The sequence below is a fragment of the Burkholderia latens genome, from assembly GCF_001718795.1.
Taxonomy (GTDB): Bacteria; Pseudomonadota; Gammaproteobacteria; order Burkholderiales; family Burkholderiaceae; genus Burkholderia; species Burkholderia latens_A.
The window spans coordinates 541,412-557,537 of record NZ_CP013437.1; the positions used below are offsets into that span (position 1 = coordinate 541,412).

General features: G+C 66.1%; 15 protein-coding genes. 6 read left to right on the forward strand and 9 right to left on the reverse strand.

Going from position 1 to position 16,126, the window contains the following annotated elements; all coding sequences use genetic code 11:
• Nucleotides 1-353 precede the first annotated feature (353 nt).
• A complete protein-coding gene (locus WK25_RS17975; RefSeq protein ID WP_069242268.1) occupies nucleotides 354-1,478 on the reverse strand; it encodes an MBL fold metallo-hydrolase in 1,125 nt (374 codons plus the stop codon).
• Between the two features lie 86 nt (nucleotides 1,479-1,564).
• Between WK25_RS17975 and WK25_RS17980 the strand changes: the two genes are divergently transcribed.
• From WK25_RS17980 to WK25_RS17995, 4 genes are all read left to right on the forward strand, one after another.
• On the forward strand, nucleotides 1,565-2,218 hold the full coding sequence (locus WK25_RS17980) for a TetR/AcrR family transcriptional regulator (protein ID WP_069242269.1): 654 nt from the start codon (nucleotides 1,565-1,567) through the stop codon (nucleotides 2,216-2,218).
• Between the two features lie 178 nt (nucleotides 2,219-2,396).
• Complete coding sequence (locus WK25_RS17985) at nucleotides 2,397-2,888, forward strand: flavodoxin family protein (RefSeq protein ID WP_069242270.1); 492 nt, start codon at nucleotides 2,397-2,399, stop codon at nucleotides 2,886-2,888.
• Nucleotides 2,889-3,783: 895 nt separating this feature from the next.
• Nucleotides 3,784-4,443 carry a ProQ/FinO family protein gene (locus WK25_RS17990; protein ID WP_038571136.1) on the forward strand — a complete coding sequence of 220 codons (660 nt, stop codon included), beginning with the start codon at nucleotides 3,784-3,786 and terminating at the stop codon, nucleotides 4,441-4,443.
• A 560-nt stretch (nucleotides 4,444-5,003) separates the two neighbouring features.
• Entirely contained in the window at nucleotides 5,004-6,065 is a 1,062-nt protein-coding gene (locus tag WK25_RS17995; RefSeq protein ID WP_069242271.1) for a DMT family transporter, read from the forward strand.
• Nucleotides 6,066-6,175: 110 nt separating this feature from the next.
• On the opposite strand, the gene WK25_RS18000 is transcribed toward WK25_RS17995, so the two are convergent.
• The 8 genes from WK25_RS18000 to WK25_RS18035 all read right to left on the reverse strand — a co-directional run bounded on the left by WK25_RS18000 (nucleotide 6,176) and on the right by WK25_RS18035 (nucleotide 13,214).
• Complete coding sequence (locus tag WK25_RS18000) at nucleotides 6,176-6,541, reverse strand: bleomycin resistance protein (RefSeq protein ID WP_038571142.1); 366 nt, start codon at nucleotides 6,539-6,541, stop codon at nucleotides 6,176-6,178.
• 115 nt (nucleotides 6,542-6,656) lie between these two features.
• Complete coding sequence (locus tag WK25_RS18005) at nucleotides 6,657-7,247, reverse strand: nitrogen fixation protein NifQ (RefSeq protein WP_069242461.1); 591 nt, start codon at nucleotides 7,245-7,247, stop codon at nucleotides 6,657-6,659.
• A 79-nt stretch (nucleotides 7,248-7,326) separates the two neighbouring features.
• Nucleotides 7,327-7,752 (reverse strand): TOBE domain-containing protein, encoded by a 426-nt coding sequence (locus WK25_RS18010; RefSeq protein ID WP_069242272.1) that lies wholly within the window; start codon nucleotides 7,750-7,752, stop codon nucleotides 7,327-7,329.
• A gap of 169 nt (nucleotides 7,753-7,921) precedes the next feature.
• The gene (locus tag WK25_RS18015) at nucleotides 7,922-9,394 is read right to left on the reverse strand and encodes an efflux transporter outer membrane subunit (RefSeq protein ID WP_069242273.1); all 1,473 of its coding nucleotides are present in this window, start codon (nucleotides 9,392-9,394) and stop codon (nucleotides 7,922-7,924) included.
• Nucleotides 9,391-10,356 (reverse strand): HlyD family secretion protein, encoded by a 966-nt coding sequence (locus WK25_RS18020; RefSeq protein WP_069242274.1) that lies wholly within the window; start codon nucleotides 10,354-10,356, stop codon nucleotides 9,391-9,393. The genes WK25_RS18015 and WK25_RS18020 overlap by 4 nt, the downstream gene beginning before the upstream one ends.
• Nucleotides 10,357-10,358: 2 nt before the next feature.
• On the reverse strand, nucleotides 10,359-10,571 hold the full coding sequence (locus WK25_RS18025) for a DUF1656 domain-containing protein (RefSeq protein ID WP_038571153.1): 213 nt from the start codon (nucleotides 10,569-10,571) through the stop codon (nucleotides 10,359-10,361).
• 34 nt (nucleotides 10,572-10,605) lie between these two features.
• Nucleotides 10,606-12,738 (reverse strand): FUSC family protein, encoded by a 2,133-nt coding sequence (locus WK25_RS18030; RefSeq protein ID WP_038571156.1) that lies wholly within the window; start codon nucleotides 12,736-12,738, stop codon nucleotides 10,606-10,608.
• Nucleotides 12,735-13,214 (reverse strand): MarR family winged helix-turn-helix transcriptional regulator, encoded by a 480-nt coding sequence (locus tag WK25_RS18035; RefSeq protein WP_038571159.1) that lies wholly within the window; start codon nucleotides 13,212-13,214, stop codon nucleotides 12,735-12,737. Before WK25_RS18035 ends, WK25_RS18030 begins: the two co-directional genes overlap by 4 nt.
• 424 nt (nucleotides 13,215-13,638) lie before the next feature.
• On the opposite strand from WK25_RS18035, the gene WK25_RS18040 reads away from it, so the two are divergent.
• The gene (locus WK25_RS18040) at nucleotides 13,639-15,051 is read left to right on the forward strand and encodes a PLP-dependent aminotransferase family protein (RefSeq protein WP_038571162.1); all 1,413 of its coding nucleotides are present in this window, start codon (nucleotides 13,639-13,641) and stop codon (nucleotides 15,049-15,051) included.
• A gap of 103 nt (nucleotides 15,052-15,154) precedes the next feature.
• Complete coding sequence (gene eutB / locus WK25_RS18045; protein WP_069242275.1) at nucleotides 15,155-16,126, forward strand: hydroxyectoine utilization dehydratase EutB; 972 nt, start codon at nucleotides 15,155-15,157, stop codon at nucleotides 16,124-16,126.

Consider the following 16,126-nt stretch of genomic DNA (forward strand, 5'->3'; position numbering starts at 1 on the left):
CCTGCGCTCGCTTGAAACAAAGCGCGAAGAATCGAACCGCACGTACAACGGAATAAGGACTTTGCCGGGCCGGAGCGGCAGCCGCTGAGAATCCGGGCTGAGCGTTCACCGATGGGCTGACGAGTCCGGGATGCGCATAGCGCGCGTAGAACAATGAAGCGCCCGCATGCCATCGCGGTCGGATCCGTATCCTCACCAAGGCCGGTTGTCACTGGCCAATGCCGGGCAGCCAATGCATTCCGATTACCTCACGGCGTCCTCTGCGGCACGAGGTTCTGGGGCGAAGAACCAAATCCTCCGCGCCGCAACTTCTCGATCGAAGATCACGGCGCATACAAACTGATCACTCCACCTTACTGGCTGGTGCCCGTCGCACAAAGTCGCCACCGTCGCGCTTTCGCCGCTAGCGCCTTCGTTTGTGCGTCTGCCTTTCGCCACCACCGCTCCCCGCGGTGCGGCGCATTCAAATCGAGCTGTTCTCCCATCCTCGGCGTGGACAATGCGATGCCACGTGCCATCGCCAACGCCGTCACACGTTCGAATGGCTCTTCCCAGCGATGCATCGCGAGATCGAACGTGCCGTTGTGAATCGGCACCAGTGTGCGGCCGCGCAGATCGACATGTGCCTGAACTGTTTCCTCCGGCTGCATGTGCACGTACGGCCATTGCGGGTCATATGCGCCTGTTTCGATCAGCGTCACATCGAATGGCCCCAGACGCTCGCCGATTGTCTTGAAGCCGTCGAAGTAACCTGTGTCCCCGCTGAAGAATATGCGCCGGGCGTCATCCGCGATCACCCACGAGGCCCACAACGTGCTGTTTCCGTCAAACAAGCTGCGCCCCGAGAAGTGCTGCGCGGGAGTTGCAGTCAGCAGGAGCCCGTCGACGTCAATGTTTTGCCACCAGTCGAGCTGGCGAACCTTCTTCCCGTCGATGCCCCATTCGATCAGTCGGTCGCCGACCCCGAGGGGCGTGATGAAGAGCTCCGTGGTGGCTGCCAATGCCACGACCGTGTCGCGATCGAGATGATCGTAGTGGTCGTGCGACAGGATCACCGCGCGTAACGGCGGCAGATCCTCGAGCGAAATCGGCGGTGCGTGAAAACGTTTGGGGCCGATGTGCCGAAATGGCGACGCGCGTTCGGCAAATACGGGATCGGTCAGCCAGAACGCGCCGCGCAGTTTCATCAGCAACGTCGAATGACCGAGCCGGTAAAGACTGCGATCGGGGGCCGCGTCGAGTTGCGCGCGGCTCATCGAATCGATCGGTAGTGGCCCCGTCGGAACCGTGTCGCGCGGCTTGTTAACCAGCATGTTCCAGGCGATGCCAAGCGTCTTGCCAAGCCCTTCGGCCGACTGCGGGGCGACGTTGCTGAAACGCTCGCCGTTGTGCTGCTGCGACGTGCCGGACAGCGCGCGACCGCGCCTCGCAGCAGCGAACCCAAGCATGCGGTGAAGGAAAACGAGAGGCGAAGCCATTGGGACTCATCCGAAAGTAAAAGTACACCGACCAGTGTAGTAGTTTATCCGTGGGAAATGTAAACTCATCGGTGTAAAATTTTCGAATGAACACCAGTACCACTCCGGCGCGTTTGACCGATCGAAAGCGCGCGGCAATTATCGATGCGGCGATCGAGGAATTTCTCGCTGCCGGTTACGACGCAACCAGCATGGATCGAATTGCCGCGCGGGCACGCGTGTCGAAACGCACGGTCTACAACCATTTCCCGGGCAAGGAAGCGCTATTCGCGGCGATCCTGCATCAGCTGTGGGACGCAACCTTCACCGCCGGCGCACCGGGTTACCAGGCCGACATGCCGTTGCGCGATCAATTACTGGCATTGCTGGGCCGGAAATTACGCCTGCTGAGCGATGAAGCGTTCGTCGCGCTCGCCCGAGTCGCGATCGGCGCGGCCATCCACTCGCCGGAACGCGCGCGCGATATGGTCGAACGCATGGGCGAGCGCGAAGAAGACGTGACGGTCTGGATTCGCGCGGCCGCGGCGGCTGGCAGGCTGACCGCGCCTGATTCCGTGTTCGCCGCGCATCAACTGCACGGCATGGTGAAGGCGTTCGCGTTCTGGCCGCAGGTGACGATGGGCCAGCCGCCGCTCGGTTCACAGGAACAGCGGAAGGTCGCGGAAGCGGCCGCCGACATGTTTCTCGCGTATTACGCGCAGCGCGACGATGTCGATGCGTTGGGTGAGGAACGCAACTGAGCGCCCCAGCCGAATTGTGAAGCGGCTCCGCTTCGCGCCGCGCCTCGTCCGTCACATCGAGCAAAATGCCACTCGGCGACAGGCAACTCCTCGCCACTCGCGGACGGTCGGCGTAGCGTATCCGGCCGAGCGGAGGTGCGTGGTGGCCGACCATGAAACGAAAAGCGAGCGAACACCGATGAAAACGCTGTTGATCGTCTATCACACGATGACCGGCGGTACGCAGCAAATGGCCGAGGCAGCGGCAATTGCGGCGCGTGAGCAACCTGGCATCGACGTCAGATTGCAGCGTGCGGATGCGACGAACGCCGACGACGTGCTCGCCGCGGACGGGTACCTGTTCGCGACGCCGGAGAATCTGGCCGCGATGTCGGGGATCATGAAGGATTTTTTCGATCGCTGTTACTACGCGGCGCTCGATCGCGTGAACGGCAGGCCGTATGCGGCGATGATCTGCGCGGGCAGCGATGGGCAGAACGCGTTGCGTCAGATCGATCGGATCGCGACGGGCTGGCGGCTCAGGAACGTCGCGCCGGGATTGATCGTCTGCACGCATGCGCAGACGCCGGAACGCATCCTCGCATCGAAGACGATCGACAGCGACGATCTCGCGCGCTGCGCGGAAATCGGCGCCGGTCTTGCAGCGGGCCTAGTGCTTGGCGTGTTCTGATTTTCGGCGACCGAGTCGGTAGCAGCGAAGAGGCAGCCGGCCTCAGCGGTCGCTGCGCAAGGCCGTAAATCGAATGCCGATACATAGGCGCCCCTGCCCGACTCGGTTGCGCGATGCTATCCCGGGGCATAGCGATTGCTCGAGGCCGCGCGAAGCGCCATATGCATGCAACTACCGATCACGTTTCCATTGTCATCGTGGCAGTTCAAGCGACGACGGACGGTTGCGATACAGGTTTTCGCTCCATTTGGTGTAACCGGGATCGCTCCTCACTCGATGCCGAGCACGTTGATCAGGTGGCGCGTAGCGAGATCGCCCACACCGAAGTGCTGTCTACACTGGTCGGGGCTGCTATGCACTTTCCCCAGCCGCCGTACAGCTCTCGATCGATGCGGACGCAACTAATTCGATGAAGGCTGCGATGGGCGGAAGTCGACGCGCCGCGCGCAACAAATGCGCAAGCCGGCCACCCGGAGCGCATGCTACGACGTCCTCAGGTGCCAACCTGCGCGCCCTTTCGCCGTGTGAAGAGGGCCCCGAGCAATGGCGATCCGTCCCCGCAAACCAGGCGTCGCCGTACGACACTACGTAAGGCACGGGTCGATGCCCGCCCCAAACGCCGCCATAATGCGCAACACGACCGCGCTGTCGCATGAGCAGGCTCACGGTTCCGACAAATGCGCACCGGTGAGGCAGCCGATGGCCGCGCGTACCGGTATACTTCCACTCCTGCCTTTGTCCGGCATCGTGGCCGGGTGCCTGAAACAGTGGTGGTAGCGATGCGGCCCCGCAATGTTCCGCATCGGTGGCAGACGAGCCGCAGGCGATGCGGCGAAACGCCGATGTGCTGAACGACTGCACGAACCACACCTTATATTCCTGGTGGATTGAATTTATGGGTTTTGAACAACTTGCCGAATTGCGGGCGCAGCTCGCAGCCAAGGCCAAGCAGGAGCGCAACGCGAAGCGACCGGCTACGCAACCGGACGCAGGCGAAAAGCCGAAGTCCGGAGACCGGGCTGCTCGCGGGGCAAAATCGGGCGCCGCGAACAAAGCGCCGTCGGGCGCCAAGCCCGCTTCGGCGAAGCCGTCGGCCCCCGTCGATCCGGTGATCGTCGCGATCGGCAAACTGCAGCGGCGGTTCCCGCGCGCGTTCCCGAAGAATCCGGCCCCGAAAGTGCCGCTGAAAGTTGGCATCTGGGACGACCTGGCTCGCGAAGCGCAGGCGCTCGGCCTGAGCGAAGCCGAATTGCGCGACGCGATGTCCACGTGGTGCCGCGGCAATCGCTACTGGTCGTGTCTCGTCGAAGGCGCGGTGCGGGTTGACCTGCAAGGTAACGAAGCCGGTCGGGTGACACACGACGACGCGGCACGTGCGCGGCGGCTGAAGTCGCGCCGTCCGGGCAACAAGGGCGGTGCGCAAGCGGCAAAGGGTGCACCGCAGCAGCCGAAGGCCGATGCGCAGGCGGCCGCCGCCGAACCGCAGCCGACGGCCCCGGAAGCATCGGCAGACGCAATACCGCAAGCCGAGCAACAAACGACCGCGAGCGAGTAACTCGCGATGCGTCGCCGTGCGGTCGCGCGGCGACGGCCTGCACCAACGTGCAGGCCATCACCTCAAGGGCCGATCTGCTCCACGGGGCGGGTCGGCGCTTCCCTCCGGCAGTACCAGCATCTCGTCTTACCCGTTCAGTATCGAATTGTCCATCGACTAGACGACGAAACGCGACGGCGGCCCTGGCTAGTCCAACGCATCGGTCGTGTCACGCGAGCATGACGGCCCCAGTAGCAAAAAAACGGCTTATGCGACAACGCCACTCGCGAGTGATCAAATGACTCGTGATCCATATTAATGATCGGCTGCGCCGGCCATTTATTTGGATTGCGAATGAAGCAATACCCATGTGAGTCGGCGAGCCGAGACACGAACGCAATAATGGAGCGACCGGGACCGAGGAATCGGTACACGTTGCACGAGCCCGTCTGCGTCGTTCATTAAAATACGGCGTGGCGCGCGCTGCGCGAATTCAACGGCTGCGGCAACGCGCACGATCGATGCCATTGCACGAAGGCCTTGGTCGGATACGCACTGACACTCACCGAAAAACCAGCCTCATGAACCCCAGACAATCCGCGATTCTGGTAGCGCTCACCGCCGCTGCGTTGTTCGGCGCCGCGACGCCGCTCGCCAAGGCATTGATCGGTGCGATGTCGCCGTTCATGGTCGCCGGGCTGTTCTATCTCGGCAGCGGAATCGGTCTGGGGACCGGGATCCTGCTGCGCCGATTGTCCAGCCGCGGGGGTGTCGCGGAAAACGCCGCGCCGCTGCGACGGGCCGATTTGCCGTGGCTCGCCGGTGCGATCGCGGCCGGCGGCATCGCGGGGCCGGCGTTGCTAATGCTCGGCCTGTCCACGACGCCGGCCGCGACGAGCGCGCTGTTGCTCAATCTCGAAGGGGTGCTGACCGCCGTCATCGCATGGGTCGTGTTCCGCGAGAACGTCGACGTCCAGGTGCTTCTCGGCATGCTGGCAATCGTCGCCGGCGGCACGCTGCTGTCGTGGTCGCCGGGTCACGCAAGCGTGACCGCCGGCGCGTTGCTGATCGCCGGCGCATGCCTGTGCTGGGCGATCGACAACAACCTGACCCGCAAGGTCGCAGTGAACGATGCGATGATAATCGCGTGCGTGAAAGGGCTCGTCGCCGGACCTGTCAATATCGGCATCGCGCTCGCAGGCGGCGCGACGCTGCCCGCCGTTCCCGTCGTGGCCGCCGCGATGCTGACGGGCCTCGGCGGCTACGGGATCAGCCTCGTGCTGTTCGTGGTCGCGCTGCGTCATCTAGGCAGTGCGCGCACGGGCGCTTATTTTTCCGTCGCGCCGCTGTTTGGCGTCGTGCTGTCGCTGCTGATCTGGCCGGTGCTCCCGTCCTTTGCGTTCTGGATCGCTGCCGCATTGATGGCGCTCGGCATCTGGCTTCATGTACGCGAACGGCACGAACACGAGCACACGCATGAACCGCTTGCGCATACGCACCGACATCGGCACGACGAGCATCATCAGCACACGCACGACTTCCCGTACGACGATGACGAACCGCACACGCATCCGCACGTACATCTGCCGATCACGCACAGTCACGCGCATTTCCCCGACATTCACCACCGCCACAGACACTGATCTCGCGGCGCAGGCAGACGCTGCATGCGCGCGTGCGTTGCGTCGCGCAAGGTGACCGTTTATGGGAGTCGGTTCGAGCCCGCAGCGCCGCCGGCAATCGGCTTGCGCTTTCAGTCCTCCGCCTGAATCAGGCGTATCAACGAACCATCGGGGTCGATCAGCGCGCCGACGATGCCGCCCCATGGTTCGCGTGTCGGTCGATGCACGCGCGGCCAGCCGGTCGATTGTTGCGGAAGGCCTGCCGCGAGCAACTCATCGAAAAATGCGCCGACGTCGGCGAGCCGGAAGCAGCAGCTGAACGCGCTCGTGGCCGGGTCGAGATCCGGGTGGCGGAAGAACTCCAGCAGCAGATCCCCGCGTCTCAGGATCATCCAGTCATCGTCGCGCCACGTTTCGGCAAAGCCGAGCTTGGCGTAGAAAAGCGACGTCGCTTCGAAATCACGGGACGGCAGATTGGGGGTGGCGATGTCGGGCAAGGCTGGCTCCTGTGGACGATGCAATCGGACGAACCGGCGAATAAAAGACGTATGCACATGGCGCGGCCGGTGGTGAAACGCTGGGCGCAACAAGTCGCGCGAATTGACGCCGTGATTATTGTTTGCGCGGAAAGCAGAACCCGAAATCGTCGCAGCCCGGACATCCTGGGGCTGGCCCCGCCACTTGCCCGCGGGAAGCGGCCACTTCCTGTGCGAGGAATTTCTTCCAGCGCAGCTGTGCGACATTGCGCGCAGCGAGCGCGGGGAAATAGCGGTCGAACATGGCGGAAACCGCGTCGCGACCGTCGAGGCCGAGATCGCGCCAGAGGTGATCGGGGCGCAGACACGCATGCGCGACGATCACGGCGATGCACTCGGCATCGTCGCGTGCGATGGCGGGATGCGCATCCTGCATCAGCAAAGCGAGCAGTGTTGCGACGAAATGCGCGTGCGCGGCCGCCAGGGGCGCGCACGCATCAGATGGCAGAAGCGTGGCCGCATCGGCCGGCCCGAGATGCGGAAAGTGGCGGGCAACCAGGCCGTTCCACTGCACGGACGGCAGGCCGAGCAGCGCGAGCTCGTCGCGGCATGCGCGGGCCGCGACGAGTACGGCGAACAGACGTGTATCCGCGGACGCCGCGTCGGCAGCCGCGGATAGCAGCGCTTGCAACACGCGCTCGCGTGCGTGCTCGCGCGCGGACGTCATCGCGTCCGTCCACATGCCGCCAGAGCGCAGCGCGATGCTTGCGACGAACGAGTAGACGTCATTGCAAGCGACGGGCCGATCATTCGACGCCGACGATCACGCTCGATGCCTTGAAGATCGCGGCGGCGGCCTTGCCGCTCGCGAGACCGAGACGGTCGACGCTGTCGTTGGTCACGATCGCGACGATCTCGGCACCGCCTGCTGCCTTGATCACGACTTCCGAATTCACCGCACCTTTCGCGATCGACGACACGGTGCCCGCGACGCAATTGCGGGCCGACACCTTGCTACGGTCGACGTCGACCATCACGATCACCGACGACGCCTTGACGAGCGCGAATGCGTTCATGCCGGCTGCGAGACCGAGCGATGCCGCGCTGCCATGCGTGATGATCGCGACGATGTCGAGGCCGTCACGGGTGCGCAGCGTGATCTCGTCGTTGACGGCGCCGGGCGTGACGGTACCGATCTGGCCGACGAATTGATTACGGGCGCTGGTTCGCATGAGGGTTCTCCGGAAAGGGGCCGCGCGGCGGGCGGCGCGCGGACGACGAAATTGCGCACGAGTGTACCGGTAACGCGGCGGACGCGCGACGTTCGCATCCACATGCCGGACATGCGAAACCGCGCACGACGCTGCGGGAAACGCGTGCGCCGCGCGGGTTCGCGTGCGCTTATTTGCGTGCGTTGGACGCCGCGGCCGGTGCGTCGGCCGCCACATCGGCTTCCCATCCGCCACCGAGCGCGAGGAACAACCTCACCTGATCGGCTGCGACCTGGCCTTCGGCCGCCGCGACCTGTGCGCGCACACTCGTCAGCGTGCGTGTCGCATCGAGATCGGAAATGAACGACTCGCGCCCCGCCGCAAAGAGCCGGTGCGTTTCGTCCGCGGAATTGCGCGCCGATTCGTAGGCCGTGCGCAGCGCGTCGGTGCGCTGCACGTCGGCCGCATACGTCGCGAGGCTCGACTGCGTTTCGCGCAATGCGTTCAGCACGACGCCGTCGAAGTGCGCGAGCGCGCCGCTGGTCGCGGCTTCGGCTTCACGCACGCGCGCGCGCTGGCCGTTGACCGGAAACGTCCAGCTGATCAGCGGTCCGAACGACCAGCGATTCGTGGTGGACGAGAACAGGTCGGCAGCCACGCCGACCGAACCGGCCGACGCGCCGATGCTGATCGACGGATACAGCGCGGCAGTCGCGACGCCGATCCGCGCGGTCGCGGCGGCGAGCTGGCGCTCGGCCTCGCGCACGTCGGGGCGCCGCCGCAGTAGCGCGGCGCCGTCGCCGATCGGGATCGGCTGACGGAGTTTCGGCAGCCGTTCGCATTCGACGACCGCCTTCGGCAAGTCGGCCGGCGAGCGCGCGAGCAGTGCGGCGAGCTGGTATTGCGCGACCTTGCGGCGGCCTTCGAAACGCGGTATGTCGGCGGATAGCGTGCGCACCTGCGTGACGCCGCGCGTCACGTCGGTCTGGTTGCCGCGCCCGACATCGCGCAGCCGTTGCGACAGCTTCACGCGCTGCTGCTGCAATGCGAGCGACTGTTTCGCGATCGCCAGCTCGTCGCCGGCGGAGCACGATTCGACGTATGCGCGCACGACATCGGCGACGACGGTGATGCGCGCCAGGTCGGCCGCCGCCTGCACGGCTTCGCTGTCCGCGCGCGCAGCTTCGACGCCGCGACGCAGCTTGCCGAACAGATCGAGTTCGTACGACACGTTGATGCCGACCGCGCCTTCGTTTACGACCGGCAGCTTGTTTTCGAGCAGATACTGCTCGGCCGATTCCTGCGCGCGCTGCACGCCGGCTTCCGCGCGGCCGGAAAAGCCGCCCTGTTCGTTCGCGACTTCGAGCGCCGCGCGCGAACGCGCGAGATTGGCCGCGGCGACGCGCAGGTCGGTGTTCGATTTCAGCGCGCTGCGCACGAGTTCGTCGAGCACCGGATCGTCATACAGCTGCCACCAGTTGCCGGGCACCGCGTCGCGCGACACGAGCGCGCCGTTCGCGTCATCGAGCGCATGATTCGCGAGCGGCGCATTCACGTATGCTTGCTGCGGCAGCGTGTAATCGGGACCGACTGACTTGCACGCACCGAGTGCAAGCGCGAGCGGCGCGAGGGCTGCGGCGACGCGCAGGCGGTGCCGGTTCATTGCGATGCTCCGGTCGTGCCGACGGCCGCGGGTGCGGATGCAGAGGCCGCCGCTGACGCGCCGGCGGCCCGCTTCGCGGTGTCCTCGCGGCGCGCATCGGCCGAGCGTATCGCGACGGTCGCCGTGCGGCCCGCGATCATCCGGAAGTCGTCGGGCACCTCGTCGAGCACGACGCGCACCGGCACACGTTGCGCGAGCCGCACCCAGCTGAATGCCGGGTTCACGTTCGGCAGCAGGTTCGCGCCTTGCGTGCGGTCGCGATCTTCGATCGCCGCGACGATGCTTTGCACGTGGCCGCGCAGCGGACGCGGCTCGCCCATTACGACGATATCGACGGGCTGGCCGATATGGATGCCACGCAGCTTGGTTTCCTCGAAGTAGCCGTCGACGCGGAACGAATTGCGGTCGACGACGGACAGCACCGCGCGGCCGGCCGGCACGTATTCGCCGACGCGCGGCGCGCGATCGTTCAGGTAGCCGTCTATGGGGCTGACGATGGTCGTACGCTGCAGGTTCAGCTTCGCGGTGTCGAGCGACACCTGCGCATCGGCGACGGCGGCTTCGCCCTGCTCGACGCGCGTGCGGCTTCCCTCGACCTGCTCGCTCGCGACCAGGTTGCCGAGCTGCATGTTGCGTGCATATTCGCGCTTCGCCTGGGCGAGCGTCGCCCGGCGCTGCGCGAGCGTCGCTTCGGCGAGCCGCTCCGCGAGCGTGTAGCGTGCCTGGTCGATTACGAACAGCACCTGGCCGCGTCTGACTTCCTGGTTGTCGGCGACCTGCACCGAAGTGATGAGGCCCGACACGTCGGGCGCGACCTGGATCACGTCGGCGCGCACGTGCCCGTCGCGCGTCCACGGCGAGAACATGTAGTAATTGATGATCCGCCACAGCACGAGGGCGGCGACGACGACGACGATCAGGGTGAGCAGGATCTGCCCTGCCGAAAGCCAGGTTTTTTTCACGATTAGCTAGCCACGAGATGGTGGGACACGATGACGACGGCGGCAAACACGAACACGTAGATGCCGAGGTCGAAGATCGAACGGTGCCAGACGAGGCGGTAAAAGCCGACGCGCTCGAGCAGCGCGCGCACGACGATGTTGACCAGATAAGCGATCAGCATCAGCACGAGAGGGGCCGGCACGAATACGCCGAAGATGTCGATTTCGCCGATCATGGTCGCGGTCGGAAAGACAGGTTGGGAAGCGGGATCATGTGCGTACTCCGTCGGCCGCGGCTTGCGGCGGCTGTGCGGCCGCGGCCGGATACAGCGACAGCCGCAGGCCTACGAGCGCGTGCAGCGTGTCGCGCAGGCGGCGGTGCATCGCAGCCGCGGCCGGCGCCGTTGTGCCATCCGCCGGCGCCGCCGACGGGCCCGGCAGATGGCGGAGGGCTACGCGCCGCAGTGCGTCGTCGATCGATGCGAGCAGTGCCGCCGGCGCTGGCTGGCGCGCGTTCGCGGCCGCACAGCGCGCGTAGTGATCGGTGACGCCGGCGAGCACCCGATCGATCGCGTCGGGCACGTCGCCGGCCAGCCTGCGGCGCGAGCGGCGCAGGTCGAGCGCGTTCAGTGCGATGCGCAGGTCGCGGAAGCTCTCGATCGACGGATGGCGGTGGTCGTCCGATGCGCCGAGCCGCGGCAGCAGTTGCGTGACCCGATCGAGCATGCGGGACGCGTGGTTGCGCTGATCGTCGAGCGGCTGCGTCGATGCTGAACGTGCGACGTCTTCCCAGCCGGAGCGCAACAGGCGCCGTACCGCGAGCTCGGCGCCGAACGGACGCGTCGCGCGGGTCCAAACGTACGCGAACAACAGCCCGGCGACGCCCGCGAGGTTGCTGTTCAGGAACACGAAGAAATCGGCGTCGTAAGCGCTTTGGATGCTGATGAAGGTCGCCGTGTTGACCGCGACGAGCATCGTCACCATGTTGAATTGCGGGCGCGGCAGCAGCGTGCCGATCAGGATGAACGGGCCGGCGAACATCAGCACGAGCATCGGGAAGTCATGCACGTGGGGCAGCACGGCAAACAGGTAAAGGCCCGCGAACACGACGCTCGCGGCTGTGGCCAGGAAAAACTTGAACACGAGCGGTGCGGGCTCGTCGAGCGCCGCGAAGAAGCTGCACGCGACGGCGACCAGCGTGACCGCGCCGGCACCGTCGTGCCAGCCGGACGCGATCCAAAGCCAGCACGCAAGCACGATTGCGCCTGCGACGGTCAGCGTCGAGAACAGCATCATTCCGCGATCGAAGAAGCGCTCGGTGCCGCCGAGTCGCCAATGCCGGTAGCGCGGTTGCCACGCGCCGGTTTCGTTTGCAATCAGCGCGCGCAGCGTGCGGCAATCCTGCCAGATGTCGATGACCTGGCGCAGTCGCCACAGCGCGTTCGACAGCAGCGCGCCATCCCAGCTCGCGAGTGCGCTGTCCGGCGGCTGCAGCGACGCGATGCGCTCGCGCAGGTCGTCCGCGACGGGATCATGGGCCGTCTCGCCGTCGGTGCCGGCCTTCAGCGACGGCAGCGGTGCGTCGAACCACTTCGCGGCATCGGCGAGCAGCGCATCGAGAGCCGGCGGGCGCACATGCAGCTCGCGCATCAGCGCGATCAGCGGATCGGCGAGCGACGACATCAGCGGCAAGAACAGCTGCATCCGGCCGGCGAGCGCCTGCGCCCGCGCAAGCACGCGCGGGTGCGCATGGTCGTAGCTCAGCTGGCTCAACAGGAATTCGAGGCCGGTGATGGTCGCGGCGAGGCGCTGCCGGCACGCGGACAGTGCCTTGCCTGCGAGGTGGCCGGACAACGTCTCGCGGCCATAGAACGCGGCATCCTTGAACCACGCATCGGTGCGCTCGATCAGCGTCGGCGCGAGCCGGTTCGGAAACACCGTGCTGCCGACCACGCTGGCGCACACAATGCCGAGCACGATTTCCTCGGTGCGCGCGATCGCGACATCGAAGATCGTCGACGGATCGGTCACCGTCGGCAGCGCGACCAGCGGCATCGTGTAGCCGGCAAGCATGAACACGTAGCTGCGCGCGGTTCGGTCGGACATTGCGAGGTACAGCAGCGTGCCGCACCATGTCGCGACAATGACACTGAACAGCAACGGCGTCTCCACGAACGGCGGGACGAACAGGATCGCGGCGGCGGCGCCGAGCGCGGTGCCGAGTGCACGATACAGCGCCTTCGAGCGTGTCGCGCCGACGAACGGGTTCGACACGATGTAGACGCTCGCCATCGCCCAGTACGGGCGTGGCAGCTGGAAATACAGGCCGAGGTACAACGCCAGCATCGATGCGGCGAACGTCTTGCCGGAAAACAGCCAGTCGCGAAGGCTCGGATAGGTCATCGCGCGGAATCGGAGGAGTGGGATTGGCGCGGCGCCGGATGCTGTGCATCGGCCGCGCTGAACGCGTTCAGCACGCGCAGCGTCGCTTCGAGATCGGCGCGCGTGACGCCTTTGAGCACTTGCGCGCGCAGCACGCGCAAGTCTTCCTCCATCTTCGCGGTGACCGCGCGGCCGGCGGCCGTGAGCGAGATCGTTTTCGCACGGCGGTCGTGTGGATCCTCGTCGCGGCGGGCGAGGCCGGCCGCGCACAGCTGGTCGAGCAGGCGCACAAGCGACGGCCCTTCGATGCCGACGTGCTCCGCGAGCGTGCCCTGGCGCACGCCTTCGCCGAGCCGGCCGGCGATCAGCAGCGGCGTCGCGCAGGCTTCGGACACGTTGTATGCGGTCAGCACGGCGTCGCTCGTGCGGCGCCACTTGCGCGCAGTGAGCACCAGGAGGCTGCTGACGGCGAGGCGAAGATCGTGCAGATTAGTCATGGGCGAGATGATAGGGGCAAAAATATTCGATAGCAAACTATCGTTTTTGTTGCCCGGATATCGTCGTGCATGCCGGGAACGCCGATCTTCAACAAGCAATTTAGGCGCGCGGCTCCCGGATGGTCAAGCTGTAAGGTTGTGAGCGGTGAGGGCTCGCTACAGCGCTGCGCGGCGGGCGTCTGACCGGACCATACCGGTCCTACCGGGTTGTCGGCAGCGCCCGCAGGGCTGCCGATACAGCAGACTTTCGGCGGTTTCGACCGATGCGCTCCGCTCGATCGTCGGCGGCCGCGACCGGGCAACCCCATTCAACACATTCACATGCTGGCCCTATTGTCCGGCTTCCGCACACGATTGCACTAGGACAATATTTTTCAGGTGTCTTTCTGAGCGACCATGCGGTAGCGACAACGGAGACATCGAGATGGGACGGACCGAGGTATCGGCGCGCTGGCTGGACGCGATCGGCGCGGTGCACGGCGTCGAGTCGAAATACAAGCGGCTCGTGAAGGCGATCGCTGCCGACATCGAAAGCGGCGCGCTGGCTCCCGGCGCGCGGCTCGCGCCGCAGCGCGATGTCGCGTCGAGCCTCGGCGTCAGCGTGCAGACCGTCACCAACGCGTACAAGGAACTCGAAAGGCAGGGCCTGATCCGCTGCGAAGTGGGGCGCGGCAGCTTCGTGGCCGCGCGCGTGACCGAGTCGATGTCGAACTACATCCTCGATACGGCCGAGCGCGAGCTTGTCGACTTCTCGATCGCGCGCATCGTTCATACACCCGAGCACGATGCCGCGTGGCGCGCCGTCTGCGCAGCGCTGGCCGACGCCGACGACCAGCCGTGGATCCGCTCGTTCAGGCCAATCGCGGGGCTCGACGGGCATCGGGAAGCCGGCGCCGCGTGGCTTGCGGCGCTGAACATGCCCGTGCATCCGGAATCGCTGCTGATCACGAACGGCGCCGCGCACGGAATCTTTCTCGCGCTCGCATCGATCGTCGGACCCGGCGACACCGTGTTGTGCGAAAGCCTGACTGACCACGGCGTAATCGGTTCGGCGAACGTGCTCGGGTTTACGCTGAAGGGCCTCGAAATGGACGAACACGGAATCCGCCCGGAACATTTCGAGGAAATGTGCGACAGCGAAAAGATCAGCGCGCTCGTGTGCACGCCGACCCTCAACAACCCGACGGTGTCGATGATGTCCGATTCGCGCCGCAAGGCGATCGCGCGGATCGCGTCGCGCTACGGCGTGTACGTGATCGAGGACGACGTGTACGGCCCGCTGCCCGCAAAGACGGCGACTCCGATCGCGAGCCTGATTCCGGAGCTGGGCTTTTACTGCACGAGCATGACCAAGTCCGTGCTGACAGGCTTGCGCACCGGCTACCTCGCGATGCCGCGGCGGCTCGCGCTGCGCGTCGAGAGCGTGCTGCGCGTGAGCAGCTGGATGGCGACGTCGCCGATCGCCGAGATCGCGACGCGCTGGATCGCGGACGGCACCGCGCGGCGCCTCGTCGAACTGCAGCGGCAGCGGCTGGCGGTGCGCCAGGAGATGGTCAAGGCCGCGCTCGGCCCATACGTGCTCGGCGCGCATCCGAACGCGTTGTCGGCGTGGCTGCGCGTGCCCGATTACTGGCAGGCCGACCGGCTCGTGCGCGAATTGCGTACGCGCAAGATCGCGGTGACGTCGCCTGATCCATTCCTCGTCGGCAATACCGAGCGGCCGAATGCGGTGCGCGTGTGCATCGGCGCGGAGACGACGGATGCCGCGTGCAGCGCCGCGCTCGAGACGGTCGCGCGGGTATTCGAGCAGTATCCGCACGTGCACGATTTTCATTGAAGCAACGTCGGCCGCATGCGCGACGCACAATGTATCAGGACATTCGAAAGCGCAATTTGGAACATTAGACTGGATCGCACCACATCAATGAGGCGTGCGTTCCATGTCCTTCCTGTCGCTGTCCGACGTCTATCGCGCGCGCCGCCGCATCGCCGGGCACGCGAGCGTCACGCCGCTCGTCGCGTCCGCCGCGCTGTCCGAGCGCGCCGGTGCGCCCGTTTACCTGAAACTCGAAACGCTGCAGCCGACCGGCAGCTTCAAGCTGCGCGGCGCGGCCAATGCGCTCGCCGAACTCGCAGCGCAGCGCGTGACGCGTGTCGTCACCGCGTCGACCGGTAATCACGGCCGCGCGGTAGCGCATGCGGCGCGCGCGCTCGGTATCGACGCCGCGGTCTGCATGTCGTCGCTCGTGCCGGCGAACAAGGTCGACGCGGTCGCGGCGCTCGGCGCGCGGGTCGTGATCGCGGGCGACAGCCAGGACGACGCACAGGCCGAGGCACGGCGGCTTGTGCGCGACGAAGGCTATGCATACGTGCCGCCGTTCGACGATCCGTGGATCATCGCCGGTCAGGCGACGATCGGCATCGAGATTCTGGAAGCGCTGCCCGATGCGGGCACGCTCGTCGTGCCGCTGTCGGGCGGCGGCCTGTTCAGCGGCGTCGCGTTCGCCGCGAAGTCGATCCGGCCGACCATCGACGCGGTCGGCGTGACGATGACACGCGGCGCCGCGATGCATGCAAGCCTCGCGGCCGGGCGCCCGGTCGACGTCGGCGAGCAGCCGACGCTCGCCGATTCGCTCGGCGGCGGCATCGGCCTCGACAACCGCTACACGTTCGACATGACGCGTGCGCTGGCGGACGACGTCGTGCTGCTCGACGAGCCCGCGATCGCGCGCGGCATCGCGCATGCGTATCGCGAAGAACGTCTCGTCGCGGAGGGTGCGGGCGCGATCGGCATCGCCGCGCTGCTCGAAGAGCGGATCGCGCGTCGCGATCGCGGTGGCCCGATAGTCGTGGTGGTGAGCGGCGCGAACATCGACATGACCGCGCATCGGCGGATCGTTTCCGAAAACTGA

Coding starts and splice junctions, on each gene's coding strand:
- WK25_RS17975 (WP_069242268.1), bottom strand. CDS start 1,478: ATGGCTTCGCCTCTCGTTTTCCTTCACCGCATGCTTGGGTTCGCTGCT.
- WK25_RS17980 (WP_069242269.1), top strand. CDS start 1,565: ATGAACACCAGTACCACTCCGGCGCGTTTGACCGATCGAAAGCGCGCG.
- WK25_RS17985 (WP_069242270.1), top strand. CDS start 2,397: ATGAAAACGCTGTTGATCGTCTATCACACGATGACCGGCGGTACGCAG.
- WK25_RS17990 (WP_038571136.1), top strand. CDS start 3,784: ATGGGTTTTGAACAACTTGCCGAATTGCGGGCGCAGCTCGCAGCCAAG.
- WK25_RS17995 (WP_069242271.1), top strand. CDS start 5,004: ATGAACCCCAGACAATCCGCGATTCTGGTAGCGCTCACCGCCGCTGCG.
- WK25_RS18005 (WP_069242461.1), bottom strand. CDS start 7,247: ATGACGTCCGCGCGCGAGCACGCACGCGAGCGCGTGTTGCAAGCGCTG.
- WK25_RS18010 (WP_069242272.1), bottom strand. CDS start 7,752: ATGCGAACCAGCGCCCGTAATCAATTCGTCGGCCAGATCGGTACCGTC.
- WK25_RS18015 (WP_069242273.1), bottom strand. CDS start 9,394: ATGAACCGGCACCGCCTGCGCGTCGCCGCAGCCCTCGCGCCGCTCGCG.
- WK25_RS18025 (WP_038571153.1), bottom strand. CDS start 10,571: ATGATCGGCGAAATCGACATCTTCGGCGTATTCGTGCCGGCCCCTCTC.
- WK25_RS18030 (WP_038571156.1), bottom strand. CDS start 12,738: ATGACCTATCCGAGCCTTCGCGACTGGCTGTTTTCCGGCAAGACGTTC.
- WK25_RS18035 (WP_038571159.1), bottom strand. CDS start 13,214: ATGACTAATCTGCACGATCTTCGCCTCGCCGTCAGCAGCCTCCTGGTG.
- WK25_RS18040 (WP_038571162.1), top strand. CDS start 13,639: ATGGGACGGACCGAGGTATCGGCGCGCTGGCTGGACGCGATCGGCGCG.
- eutB (WP_069242275.1), top strand. CDS start 15,155: ATGTCCTTCCTGTCGCTGTCCGACGTCTATCGCGCGCGCCGCCGCATC.